Below are 12,088 nucleotides of genomic sequence, written 5' to 3' on the forward strand. Positions count from 1 at the left end.
CCGGGCACCGCGACTAGGCGCTCGCGCTGCGGCTGGCGAGGGGCACGAACGCCGAGATGCGGTATCGGGTCAACTACTCCGACCTGCTCGGACTGCTGGGGCGGTACCGCGATGCGATCCGGGTCGCCGAAGAAGGGCTGGCGCCCGCTCGTGCCTTCGGCGTCGAACGCACCACGGGTGCTCTGATGACGCAGAACATGGCGGTGCCGCTGCTCGAGATGGGCGAGATCGAACGGGTCGAGGGGATGCTGGCGCGCGAGCTCGCGCAGAGGACCCTGCGCATCTCGCACATGTACTCGACCATGACCCGAGTCCGCGTGCTCTCGTGGCGCGGGCGTCATGAAGAGGCGGCGGAGATCCTGCGGGAATGGCATCCGTCCTTCGAGGAGACCGGCCGGGTCGAGCGGCAGATCTGGTACGACGAGGTCATGATGCGTGTCGCCGTCGCAGAAGGTCGCGGTGATCTCGCCGCCGCACTCGACGAGATCAGGGCGATGCTCGCCGACCCGGGTCCCGTCTTCCTGCATCAGCGACGTCTTCTCCTCGAGGCCGCGTGGCTGATCGCCGAACTGCGGGCGGCCGGAGCCGAGGTCGGGGTCGCGATCGACGAAGTCCGCCGTGAGTGGCATGCCCAGGCGCCTCAGTTGCGAGGCGATCGCTGGGAGGGGATCCTCGACGCCTTTCTCGCACCGTCGATTCCGGGCCTGCGCCACGCGGTCGACCTCGCAGACGACGACGACGTGCCCGTGATCTTCGCAGTGACGACGCGACTCGAGCTCGCACGCCTGCTCGTCGACGCCGGAGAGAGGGTCGAGGCGACCGCGCTGCTCGTGCATGCCCTGAGCACGGCAGAGCGTCTCGGTCATGTGCCCCTGACACTGGCCGTCGATGCCTTCCGCGCTGCGGCGGGCCTCGGCACAGCATCCGGATCCGTGCGCCTCGCGGTGGATTCCGACCAGCTCACGGCCCGCGAACGGCAGGTTCTCGAGCTGATCGCCGAGGGGCTGAGCAACCGTCAGATCGGCGAGCGGCTGTTCATCAGCGTCAAGACCGTGAGCGTGCATGTGTCGGCGGTGCTGCGCAAGCTCGGGGTCAGCACGCGCACAGAAGCAGCCGTTCTTCAGCAGAAGTCAGAGTTCGGAGCCAGCGGTCAGGCTGCCGTGGTACGTTGAGCGTGCGCGTATTTCGGACGTTCCGTCACGGCGCGGGTCGCGAAAGCGGCCGTTTTGAAAACAGAAAGTAGAAAACACATGGCCACTGGCACTGTGAAATGGTTCAACGCTGAAAAGGGCTTCGGCTTCATCGCTCCCGATGACGGCACGGACGACCTTTTCGCCCACTACTCGGCAATCACCGGCTCCGGTTTCAAGGAGCTTCGTGAGAACCAGAAGGTCGAATTCGACGCTGAGCGTGGCCCCAAGGGCATGCAGGCTGCGAACATCCGCGCTCTCTGAGCTCGCGCAGACTTCCTGAAGCCGGCCGGATCCTCACGGATCCGGCCGGCTTTCTGTATACCCGGGAGGCTTTCGGCGCGTGCGTGGCCGCGACCGCATCCGAACGCCGGTTCGGGGTCAGTGACGCATCCGATTCGGGCGCGGGGGATGCGCTTTCGACCCCGCAGCGAGGATGAGGATGCCGCGCGGGCCGAAGATCTCGAGATGAGGCTTGCCTAACTTTCTGTTAGATTAGGCCAGGCTTACCAAAGCCCTGGCGCGTTCTGCGCCGCACCCCCTCATCCCAACCCGAAGGGAACGCCTGTGCGCACCTCTCGTCTTCTCGCCGCCGGTGTCGCCGCGGCCCTGGCCATCGGCCTCACGGCCTGCGCGACGTCGTCGACCGACTCCGACTCCGACTCCGCCGGTGGCAACCCCGCCGACGACAGCGCCTTCCCCGTCACGATCGAGCACGTGTTCGGCGAGACCACGATCGACGAGAAGCCCGAGCGTGTCGCCACGATCGCGTGGGCGAACCACGAGGTGCCCCTGGCCCTCGGCATCGTCCCGGTCGGCATGAGCAAGGCCACGTGGGGCGACGATGACGACAACGGCATCCTGCCCTGGGTCGAGGAGAAGCTCGACGAGCTCGGCGGCGAAGAACCCGTGCTGTTCGACGAGTCCGACGGCATCGACTACGAAGCCGTCGCCGACACCCAGCCCGATGTCATCCTCGCCGCGTACTCGGGTCTGACGCAGGAGGAGTACGACCAGCTCTCGAAGATCGCTCCGGTCGTCGCGTACCCCGAGGTCGCCTGGGGCACTCCCGTCGACGACATGATCGAGATGAACTCGAAGGCCCTCGGTCTCGAAGAAGAGGGCGACGCCCTCATCGAAGAGCTGCACGCCGACGCCGAGGCCGCGCTCGAAGAGAACAGCGCTCTCAAGGACAAGAAGGTGCTGTTCGCCTACATCGACCCGAGCGACCTGAGCCAGGTCGGCTACTACACCGCGATCGACACGCGCCCCGGATACCTGCACGACGACCTGGGCCTTCCGCTGCCGTCGATCGTCGAAGAGAACGCCGACAGCAAGGAGTTCTACCTCTCGGTGAGCTCCGAGCAGGCTGACGCGTTCGACGACGTCGACGTCTTCGTGACGTACGGCGACGACTCGCTCATCGCCACCATGCAGGCCGACCCGCTGCTGTCGAAGATCCCCGCGATCGCCGAGGGCAACATCGTGATCCTGCCCGACTCCACCCCGATCGCCGCGTCCGCCAACCCGTCGCCGCTGTCGATCCAGTGGGGCCTGTCCGACTACCTCGGCCTGCTGGCAGCACCGCTCGCCGCGAAGTGACCTTCGGCGTCACCTTCGCGCACTGAATTCCCGTGACCGCTGTCACCATTCCCCTGCCGGGCACCGCAGACCTGCGGCGCCCGGCATGGGCGCGCACGCTCTGGCTGCTCGTCGGTCTCGGAGTGCTGCTCGTGCTCTGCATCCTGTCGATCTGCTTCGGCGTGCGCTCGGTGAGCATCGACGACATCTTCGCCGCCCTCGCGGGGCAGGATGACACGCTCGCGCAGGCCGCGATCATCAAGCGCTTCCCGCGCACGGTGCTCGCGATCCTCGTGGGCGCGGCCCTCGCGCTCTCCGGCGCGACGATGCAGGCGGTCACCCGCAACCCGATCGCCGACCCCGGCATCCTCGGCGTCTCGAACGGCGCATCGCTCGCCGTCGTCTTCGGCCTCGCCTTCCTCGGCCTCACCGATGCGTACAGCCAGATGGCCCTCGCGATCATCGGAGCAGCCCTCGCCGCGGCGTTCGTCTACACCGTCGGCTCGCTCGGCCGCGGCGGGGCGACTCCCCTCAAACTCGCTCTCGCGGGGGCCGCGACCTCTGCCGCCTTCGCCTCGCTCATCAGCGCCGTCATGCTGCCGCGTGTCGACCTGCTGCAGGCTTTCCAGTCGTGGCAGATCGGCGGAGTGGGCGGCGCCGAGTGGCCGCGCATCGCGATCACCGCACCCGTGCTCGCGCTCGGCGCACTGATCTGCTTCGCCAGCGCCCGCGGCATGAACTCCCTCGCCCTCGGCGACGACATGGCCAAGGGCCTCGGCGAGCACGTGTTCCGCACGCGGCTCATGTCGGCCCTCGGCGCCGTGATCCTCGCCGGAGCGGCCACCGCGATCGCCGGACCCATCGGGTTCGTCGGACTCGTGATCCCCCACGTCTGCCGCATGCTGATCGGCACCGACCACCGCTGGCTGCTGCCGTTCTCGGCCATGGCCGGTGCTGCTCTCCTGCTCGCCAGCGACATCGTCGGCCGCGTCATCGCCCCCACGTCCGAGGAGATCCAGGTCGGCATCATCACCGCCATCATCGGAGCCCCGTTCTTCATCTGGATCGTCCGCCGTCAGAAGGTGCGTGAACTGTGAGCACCATCGATCGGGCCGCCGCCCACACTCCCTCGGCATCCGACCGCACCGGCGGCGGCGTCGCCGCTGTGATCGCCGGACGCCGTGCGCGGCACCGTCGCCATGCCCTCGCCACGATCGTGCTCGGCGCGATGCTGCTGGTGCTGTTCGCCGTGGCGCTGATGATCGGCAACACGTTCTACCCGCTCGATGAGGTGATCCGCGTGATCCTCGGCGAGACGGTGCCGGGCGCGTCGTTCACGGTGGGCGAGCTGCGACTGCCCCGAGCGGTGCTCGCGATCCTCGCGGGCTTCGCGTTCGGAATCGCCGGCGTCTCGTTCCAGACGCTGCTGCGCAACCCGCTCGCGTCGCCCGACATCATCGGCATCTCGAACGGTGCCGGCGCCGCCGCGGTCTTCGGAATCATCGTGCTGTCGCTCAACGGTCCGGTCGTCTCGCTGCTCGCCCTCGGCGGGGCCATCGTGACGGCGGGTGTCATCTACCTGCTGTCGATCAAGAACGGCTTCGCCGGCACCCGGCTGATCCTGATCGGCATCGGCGTCGCGGCGATGCTGCAGAGCATCATCTCGTACATGCTGTCGCGCGCGGCGAACTGGGACATCCAGACCGCGATGCAGTGGCTCACCGGCAGCCTCAACAACGCGTCGTGGGACCGTGTGACGCCGCTCGCGATCGCCGCGGTGATCATCGTGCCTCTGCTGCTCCTGCAGGGCAGGGCTCTGGGGGCGATGCAGCTCGGCGACGACTCGGCATCCGGTCTCGGGGTGCGGGTCAACACGACGCGCCTGCTCTTCATCCTCGGCGCGGTCGCCCTGCTCGCGTTCGCCACCGCCGCCACCGGCCCCATCGCTTTCGTGGCGTTCATGGCGGGTCCGATCGCGGCCCGCATCACGGGGCCCGGGGCGAACCTGCTCGTGCCCAGTGCTTTCATCGGAGCCGTGCTCGTGCTCGGTGGCGACCTCATCGGCCAGTTCGCGTTCGGCGAGCGCTACCCGGTCGGGGTGATCACCGGCGTGCTCGGCGCCCCGTATCTCATCTATCTGCTCATCCGCACCAACCGCTCCGGAGGCTCCCTGTGACCGAGGCGCACACCCTGACAGCCGAGTCCGTCACGCTCGCCTACGGCGACCGGACGATCATCGACGGCCTCGACCTCGCGATCGCGCCCGGCAAGATCACGACGATCGTCGGCGCCAACGGATGCGGAAAGTCGACTCTGCTGCGCTCGCTCGCGCGACTGCTCTCGCCGACCGCCGGTCAGATCGTGCTCGACGGCAAGTCGGTGCACGCGCGTCCGACCAAAGAGGTCGCGCGCATCCTGGGCCTCCTGCCCCAGTCGCCGGTCGCGCCCGAGGGCATCGCGGTGGCCGATCTGGTCGGTCGCGGACGGCATCCGCACCAGAAGATGCTGGCGCGTTGGAGCGCCCACGACTACGAGGTCGTGGCGGATGCTCTCGCCGCGACCGGCACCACCGATCTCGCCGACCGCAGCGTCGATGAGCTGTCGGGCGGTCAGCGCCAGCGCGTGTGGATCGCCATGGCGCTCGCGCAGGAGACCGACATCCTGCTGCTCGACGAGCCGACGGCGGCACTCGACCTCAAGCATCATGAAGACGTCATGCGTCTGATCCGCGCACAGGCCGATGCCGGCATCGCCGTCGCGATCGTGCTGCACGATCTCAACGCGGCCCTCGCGCACGCCGACCGGGTGACGCTGCTGTCGGAGGGCCGTGTCGCCGCGACCGGCGCCGCCGCCGACGTGCTCACCGCCCAGCGGATCGAGGACGTCTACGGCCAGCCGGTCGACGTGTTCCCGCATCCGGCGACGGGCGTGCCGCTCGTGGTCGCGCGCCGCGGGTTCTGAGCCGGGCGGACCACGGGGGCTCGGGGGCCGAGCGGAATCAGGGGCGCAGGGGCAGCACGTCGGTGAGATCGGCCCGGGTGCCCGAGGCACTGATGCGACCGGATGCCGCGGCATCCGACCAGTGCTCGGCACCCGTCGCCACGGCGATCCAGGTGGCGGCATCCATCTCGACGACGTTGGGCGGGGTGCCGCGCGTGTGCCGCGGGCCCTGGATGACCTGCACCGCTCCGAAGGGGGGCACCCGCACCTCGACGCTGTTGCCGGGTGCCTTCTCATCCAGCAGCTGCAGCAGGTAGCGCACCGTGGTCGCGAGATCGGTGCGCTGCGGCTTCTCGCCGACGGCATCCGCGCGACGCACCGCATCGAGAGCCGCGCGGCCGTCGATGATGTCGATCTTCCTGGAGGGCATGAGCACCAGGGTACGCCGGGCGCCAGCGAAGGAGATCTCCTTCGCTGGCGCACCGGGGTCGCACCGGCATCCGCCCAGCCCCTGCACGCACGGGCATAGGCTCGAGGCGATGAGCCAGAATCCCGATACCCTGCACGGCGCACGAGCCGAGCTGATCGCAGCGACACGACGCGGCGAGGCGTGGGCGAAGCCCTTCCCGGCGGTCGGCGACAGTGCGCATCCGGCATCCGTGCTCGTGCTGTTCGGGCGCCTCGATCGCATCCCGGCCCAGACCGACGAGTCGACCGTCGCCGCCGACCTCGACGTGCTGCTGCAGCGCCGGGCCGCGACCCTCTCGTCGCACCCCGGGCAGGTGTCATTCCCCGGCGGCAGAACCGAGGAACAGGATGCGGATGCGGTCGCCACCGCGCTGCGCGAAGCCGAAGAGGAGACCGGGCTGGATCCTGCGGGCGTCGAGATCCTCGCCACGCTGCCCGAGCTGCCCCGCGCCGCGAGCAACCATCTCGTGACGCCGGTGCTCGGATGGTGGCGCACGCCGTCGCGCGTCGCGGCCGTCGACCACGCCGAGACCGTCGAGGTCTTCCGCGTGCCCGTGGCGCGGCTGCTCGACCCCGCGAACCGGCACACGTCGACGATCCACCGCCTGGGTCGCACCTGGCGGGGCCCCGCCTTCGACATCGACGGCACGATCGTGTGGGGATTCACCGCGATGGTGCTCGATGCGCTGTTCGACGCCGCCGGTTGGACGGTGGACTGGGACCCGTCGGTCGAGCGCCCGATCGAACTCTGACGTGGTCTCGCCGGTTTCTCGTTGAGAGATCAGCCCGCGCGCCCCGTTCTTCCTGTGTCACGAACGCCCGTCGCTCCATAACTCCGGAGCACTGCGGCCTATCCCCCGACTCGGACCCCGGCCCGGAACCCGCCGAAACCCGCGCGCCCGCGTCGGTAGTCTGGATACGTGAAGATTCTCGTCCTCGGTTCCGGTGCCCGTGAGCACGCGATCATCCTCGCTCTGCGAGCAGAGCAGGCGGAGCACGAGATCTTCGTCTCCCCCGGCAACGCCGGGATCGCGCAGGATGCGACGCCCGTCTCGGTCGACATGCTCGACGGCGCGGCGGTGACGTCCTTCGCGAACGAGCACGCCGTCGACCTCGTGGTCGTCGGCCCCGAGGCCCCGCTGGTCGCCGGCGTCGCCGATGTGCTGCGCGCGCACGGCATCCCCGTGTTCGGCCCGGGCAAGGCCGCGGCTCAGCTCGAAGGATCCAAGTCGTTCGCGAAGCGCATCATGGATTCCGCGGGCGTGCCCACCGGACGAGCGGTGCGTGCCACCACGACCGCCGAGGTCGAGACCGCGTTCGATGAGCTCGGCGCCCCCTACGTCGTGAAGGCCGACGGACTGGCCGCGGGTAAGGGCGTCATCGTCACGTCCGAGCGTGCAGACGCGCTCGCGCACGCCGCGCACTACCTGCCGTCAGGACCCGTGCTGATCGAGGAGTTCCTCTCAGGCCCCGAGGTCTCACTGTTCTTCCTGAGCGACGGCGACACCGTGCGCGCGCTCAGCCCCGCGCAGGACTTCAAGCGGGCGCTCGACGGCGACGAGGGCCCCAACACCGGCGGCATGGGCGCGTACTCGCCGCTGCCGTGGCTCGCCGACCAGTTCGGCAGCGAGCAGGCGTTCGTCGACGAGGTCACGCGCGACGTCGCACTCCCCGTCATCCGCCAGCTCGACGGCGAGGGCACCCCCTTCATCGGACTGCTGTACGCCGGCCTCATCCTCACGCCCGCCGGCGTCCGGGTGATCGAGTTCAACGCCCGCTTCGGCGATCCCGAGACGCAGATCGTGCTGCCGCGCCTCGTGACCCCCCTGTCGGAGCTGCTGTTCGCCGCGGCATCCGGCACGCTCGAAGACCAGCCCGAGCCCGTCTTCAGCGACGACGTCGCGATCACCGTGGTGCTCGCCAGCGAGGGCTACCCCGAGGCGCCGCAGACCGGACGCCCGATCGAGGGTCTCGCCGACGCGGCTGCCATCGAGGGCGTGCGCCTCGTGCACGCGGCGACCGCGAGCCCGGATGCACCCGGCGGCTCGCTCATCGCGACGGGCGGCCGCGTGCTGAACGTCGTCGCCGTGGCATCGGACTTCCGCACGGCCCGCGACCGCGCATACGAGGCCATCGGCCGCATCACCCTCGAGGGCTCGCACTTCCGCACCGACATCGCCGCCCGCGTCGCCGAGTAGCACCGCCCGTCACCGACACCGCCCCCGACCCGGCACCGCCCCTCACCCGGCACCGCCCCGGGCACCGCCCCCGACCCGCCCCGCCCTCGGCCCGGGCACAGCTTCGGATGCCGAGCGCGCCGCGCCGCAGCATCCGCCCCTGCCCCGGCGCGCCGGGCTCGATCTCCGAAGCCGTGCACACCCGAGGACCGGGTGGAGAACGCGCCCAGACGCCGAAGGCCCCCACCCGACAACCGGATGGGGGCCTTCGACACGGAGGGCCGCTCAGAGAACCTTCGAGAGGAAGTCCTTCAGGCGCTCGTTCTTCGGGGCGCCGAACAGCTCAGCGGGCGGTGCCTCTTCGACGACGACACCGGCGTCCATGAAGACCGTGCGGCCCGAGACCTCGCGGGCGAAGCCCATCTCGTGCGTCACCAACACCATCGTCATGCCGCCCGAGGCCAGGTCGCGGATGACCTGCAGCACCTCGCCGACCATCTCGGGGTCGAGGGCGCTGGTGGCCTCGTCGAACAGCATGATCTCGGGGTCCATGGCGAGAGCGCGCGCGATCGCGACGCGCTGCTTCTGACCACCCGAGAGGGATGCCGGCTTGGCATCCGCCTTCTCAGCCAGACCCACGCGGTCGAGCAGCCCCAGCGCACGCTCCGTCGCCTCGGCCTTCGACAGCTTGCCGAGCTCGACCGGGGCGAGCGTGATGTTCTCGAGCACGGTCATGTGCGGGAACAGGTTGAAGTGCTGGAACACCATGCCGATGCGCTGGCGCACCTCGTCGAGCTTGACGCTCTTGTCGGTCAGATCGACGCCGTCGATGATGACATGACCCGACGTCGGCTCCTCGAGCTTGTTGAGGCAGCGCAGCAGCGTCGACTTGCCCGACCCCGACGGACCGATGACCGCGACGACCTCGCCGTCTTCGACCGTGAGATCGATGCCCTTGAGCACATGATTGTCGGCGAACGACTTGTGCAGGTCTCTGACCTCGATCTTGCTCATGCGTTGAACTTCCTCTCCAGGCGGTTCGCGAGCAGCGTCAGCAGCGTGATCACGACGAAGTAGATGATGGCGACGATCGTCAGCACCTGGGCCGACAGATACGTCGAGGCGATGATCTGACGAGACACGAACGTCAGCTCGGCGAGGCCGATGACGCTGATCAGCGAGGTGTCCTTGAGGGTGATGATGCCCTGGTTCACGAACGAGGGGATCATGATGCGGAACGCCTGCGGCAGCACGACCTTCTGCATGGTCTTCCAGTGTCCGAGGCCCAGCGAACGCGACGCCTCAGCCTGACCGGGGTCGACGGCCTGGATGCCACCGCGGATGATCTCGGTCATGTACGCACCCGTGTTCAGCGAGAGCGTGATGGCTCCGGCGACGAACGGGTTGAACGTGAGCCCGGGGAACAGCTGTGGGATGGCGAAGAACACGAAAAACGCCTGCACGAGGATCGGCGTGCCGCGGAAGACGTAGACGTACGCCGTCGCGATCCAGCGGAACGGTGCGAACGCCGAGACACGGCCGAAGCCGAAGATGAGGCCGAGGATGAATGCGGCCACGATCGCGACGAGCGTCGCGAGGATCGTGAGCCAGAGGCCCTCCATGAGAGCGGGCCAGTACTTCACCGCGACCGAGAAGATGTCGGTCGCCTGCGTGGTCTCCTCGCCGCCGGCGAGGTAGCTGTCGACGATCTTGTCGTACTCGCCGGATGCCTGCAGATTCTCGAGGCCCGCGTTGAACATCTCGATCAGCTCGGGGTTCTGGCCCTTGTTCACCGCGAATCCGTACTCACCGCCGAGTTCCGGCTCTCCGATCAGGCGGAAGCCCGATCCCTGCTGAATCCCGTAGGCGAGCACCGGGAAGTCCTCGAAGTAGCCGACGGCCTGACCGGCCTTGACGGCATCGACCATGTCGGTCGTGTCCTGGTACGGCGTGATGCGGAAGCCGTACTCGTCCTGGTTCTCTTCGGCGAAGGTCTGCCCCTGCGTGCCGGTCTTGACAGCCACGGCTTCGCCGTCGAGATCGTCGAGCGACTCGATGTCGCTGGATTCGAGCACCCCGAGCTGGATGCCGCTGGTGAAGTACGGCTCGCTGAAGTCGAACGTCTCCTGGCGCTCCTCGGTGATCGACATGCCGGCCATGACCGCGTCGACCTGGTTGGCCTGCAGCGCCTGGACGGCGGCGTCGAACCCGAGCTGGCGGATCTCGACCTCGAAGCCCTGATCTTTCGCGATCGCGCGCAGCAGGTCCATGTCGATACCGACGAGTTCGCCGTCGGGAGAGGTGAACTCGAACGGCGCAAACGTCGTGTCGGTGCCGATGACATAGGTCTCGGCGTCGTCGGCGGCGGTCGCAGCCGACGCTCCGCCGAGCAGCGCGCCGGCAGCGATGAACGCCGTGAGCGCCATCGCCCCGACGGTGCGTCCGAACGTGCGCAGACGCGCAGACGCAGGAGAGGGATTTCGGATCACGACGGATGCTCCTCGGATCGGATGGGCGACAGGATGCTGCCACTGGGATGGTCGTCGACCATCAACCCTAACCGGCGACGGCGTGTCGCCGTGTTCCGAGTGCGGTTCGCGGGCTCGGCGTCAGAGCGTGATCCAGTAGCGACGCACCGGCGCATCGCCGTGCTCGGGCAGCACGCGGACGTCCTGCAGCACGCCTCCGGCACCTTCGATCGTGCGGAAGGATCCGACGTTGTCGTCGTCGCAGGTCACCATCACGCGGTCGAGTCCGATCTCGCGCGCGCGCTCGAGTCCGAGCCGCAGCGCCGCTGACGCATAGCCCTGACGACGCCGGGATTCCCGTACCGCGTAGCCGATGTGACCGCCGACCTCGCGCAGGTAGGCGTTCAGCTCATGCCGGAAGGAGAGGAACCCGACGACCTCTCCGTCGTCCACGACCCAGTACAGGTCGTTGTGCACCGCATCCTCGGGCAGCTCGGCTGTCGTGTCGGAGAGCAGGGTCGACTTCGCGATCAGCGCGTCGAGCGTTGCCCGGTCGGGGGCGACCGGTGCCTGCAGACCCGATCCGTCGACGTGCCCGTCACCGAATTCGGCGACGGCTGCCGCCCAGGAGTCGAACAGGTCGGTGGTGGGCCTCGTGAGCTCGATCGTCATCGCACGATGACATCACACCGCGGCCGTCCGTCGCAAAGCCGGTCAGAGAGAGCCGGGTCTTTCGCACCGTCGTGCAGAAGACCCGGCTCGCGTCGGGCCTGGGTCAGGCCGCGGGCGCGGGCGCGGGCGCCTCCGCGGGCACGGATGCCGCGGCATCCGCCTTGTCGTACCGCCCGAGGAAGAGCGATGCGACGAGCGCGACGACCATCACGCACGCCGGGAGCAGGATCGCCTGCGACATGCCGGCGGCGAACCCCTCGGCGACCTCGGGCGGCAGCGAGCCGCCGCTGATCCCCGAGGGCGCGTCGGCGAGGCCCGGCAGATTCGCCTCGAGACGGGACTGCATGAACGTCGCGATCGATGCCGAACCGATGACCGATCCGATGGTGCGGGTCGTGTTGTAGATGCCCGCACCGGCACCGGCCTGGCGCGGCGGCAGCTTGCGCGTCGCGGTGGTGGCGAGCGGCCCCCACATGCCCGCGTTGCCGATGCCCATGAGGGCCGAGGGCAGCAGGAACATCCAGATGGGGGTGTCCATGTTGATCAGGGCCGAGTACCAGATCAGCGCGACGACGACGCAGAGCAGGCCCGG

At 68.9% G+C, this 12,088-nt stretch carries 13 protein-coding genes; 8 read left to right on the forward strand and 5 right to left on the reverse strand.

From position 1 onward, the window contains the following. Window positions 1–56 precede the first annotated feature (56 nt). The 6 genes from J7E68_RS00800 to J7E68_RS00825 all read left to right on the forward strand — a co-directional run bounded on the left by J7E68_RS00800 (window position 57) and on the right by J7E68_RS00825 (window position 5,732). A complete protein-coding gene (locus tag J7E68_RS00800) occupies window positions 57–1,172 on the forward strand; it encodes a helix-turn-helix transcriptional regulator (protein ID WP_215168963.1) in 1,116 nt (371 codons plus the stop codon). 78 nt (window positions 1,173–1,250) lie between these two features. Next, window positions 1,251–1,454: a cold-shock protein gene (locus J7E68_RS00805; protein ID WP_042538190.1), complete on the forward strand. Its 204-nt coding sequence runs from the start codon at window positions 1,251–1,253 to the stop codon at window positions 1,452–1,454. Between the two features lie 303 nt (window positions 1,455–1,757). Continuing rightward, the gene (locus J7E68_RS00810; RefSeq protein ID WP_215168965.1) at window positions 1,758–2,792 is read left to right on the forward strand and encodes an iron-siderophore ABC transporter substrate-binding protein; all 1,035 of its coding nucleotides are present in this window, start codon (window positions 1,758–1,760) and stop codon (window positions 2,790–2,792) included. A gap of 26 nt (window positions 2,793–2,818) precedes the next feature. Then, the gene (locus tag J7E68_RS00815) at window positions 2,819–3,868 is read left to right on the forward strand and encodes a FecCD family ABC transporter permease (RefSeq protein WP_396652476.1); all 1,050 of its coding nucleotides are present in this window, start codon (window positions 2,819–2,821) and stop codon (window positions 3,866–3,868) included. A 5-nt stretch (window positions 3,869–3,873) separates the two neighbouring features. Beyond that, entirely contained in the window at window positions 3,874–4,947 is a 1,074-nt protein-coding gene (locus tag J7E68_RS00820) for an iron chelate uptake ABC transporter family permease subunit (RefSeq protein WP_215168985.1), read from the forward strand. Continuing rightward, on the forward strand, window positions 4,944–5,732 hold the full coding sequence (locus J7E68_RS00825) for an ABC transporter ATP-binding protein (protein WP_215168969.1): 789 nt from the start codon (window positions 4,944–4,946) through the stop codon (window positions 5,730–5,732). The genes J7E68_RS00820 and J7E68_RS00825 overlap by 4 nt, the downstream gene beginning before the upstream one ends. A 37-nt stretch (window positions 5,733–5,769) precedes the next feature. On the opposite strand, the gene J7E68_RS00830 is transcribed toward J7E68_RS00825, so the two are convergent. Beyond that, window positions 5,770–6,141 carry a sterol carrier family protein gene (locus J7E68_RS00830; RefSeq protein ID WP_215168971.1) on the reverse strand — a complete coding sequence of 124 codons (372 nt, stop codon included), beginning with the start codon at window positions 6,139–6,141 and terminating at the stop codon, window positions 5,770–5,772. Window positions 6,142–6,250: 109 nt separating this feature from the next. On the opposite strand from J7E68_RS00830, the gene J7E68_RS00835 reads away from it, so the two are divergent. Beyond that, on the forward strand, window positions 6,251–6,931 hold the full coding sequence (locus J7E68_RS00835; RefSeq protein ID WP_215168973.1) for a CoA pyrophosphatase: 681 nt from the start codon (window positions 6,251–6,253) through the stop codon (window positions 6,929–6,931). A gap of 168 nt (window positions 6,932–7,099) precedes the next feature. After that, window positions 7,100–8,377 (forward strand): phosphoribosylamine--glycine ligase, encoded by a 1,278-nt coding sequence (gene purD / locus J7E68_RS00840; RefSeq protein WP_215168975.1) that lies wholly within the window; start codon window positions 7,100–7,102, stop codon window positions 8,375–8,377. A 264-nt stretch (window positions 8,378–8,641) separates the two neighbouring features. Here purD and J7E68_RS00845 read toward each other — a convergent pair whose 3' ends face one another. The 4 genes from J7E68_RS00845 to J7E68_RS00860 all read right to left on the reverse strand — a co-directional run. Continuing rightward, window positions 8,642–9,370, reverse strand: coding sequence for an amino acid ABC transporter ATP-binding protein (locus J7E68_RS00845; RefSeq protein ID WP_215168977.1), 729 nt, complete (start codon window positions 9,368–9,370; stop codon window positions 8,642–8,644). Then, window positions 9,367–10,845: an amino acid ABC transporter substrate-binding protein/permease gene (locus J7E68_RS00850; protein ID WP_215168979.1), complete on the reverse strand. Its 1,479-nt coding sequence runs from the start codon at window positions 10,843–10,845 to the stop codon at window positions 9,367–9,369. The genes J7E68_RS00845 and J7E68_RS00850 overlap by 4 nt, the downstream gene beginning before the upstream one ends. Before the next feature lie 120 nt (window positions 10,846–10,965). Then, entirely contained in the window at window positions 10,966–11,496 is a 531-nt protein-coding gene (locus tag J7E68_RS00855) for a GNAT family N-acetyltransferase (RefSeq protein WP_215168981.1), read from the reverse strand. A gap of 103 nt (window positions 11,497–11,599) precedes the next feature. Beyond that, a partial coding sequence (locus J7E68_RS00860; protein ID WP_215168983.1) for an MFS transporter occupies window positions 11,600–12,088 on the reverse strand: 489 nt, incomplete at its 5' end.

The organism is Microbacterium sp. ISL-103 (genome assembly GCF_018613995.1).
Lineage (GTDB): Bacteria > Actinomycetota > Actinomycetes > Actinomycetales > Microbacteriaceae > Microbacterium.

Excerpts from the sequence above, each read along its gene's own strand:
- J7E68_RS00800 (WP_215168963.1), top strand. The coding sequence starts at position 57 with ATGCGGTATCGGGTCAACTACTCCGACCTGCTCGGACTGCTGGGGCGG.
- J7E68_RS00805 (WP_042538190.1), top strand. The coding sequence starts at position 1,251 with ATGGCCACTGGCACTGTGAAATGGTTCAACGCTGAAAAGGGCTTCGGC.
- J7E68_RS00830 (WP_215168971.1), bottom strand. The coding sequence starts at position 6,141 with ATGCCCTCCAGGAAGATCGACATCATCGACGGCCGCGCGGCTCTCGAT.
- J7E68_RS00835 (WP_215168973.1), top strand. The coding sequence starts at position 6,251 with ATGAGCCAGAATCCCGATACCCTGCACGGCGCACGAGCCGAGCTGATC.
- J7E68_RS00845 (WP_215168977.1), bottom strand. The coding sequence starts at position 9,370 with ATGAGCAAGATCGAGGTCAGAGACCTGCACAAGTCGTTCGCCGACAAT.
- J7E68_RS00855 (WP_215168981.1), bottom strand. The coding sequence starts at position 11,496 with ATGACGATCGAGCTCACGAGGCCCACCACCGACCTGTTCGACTCCTGG.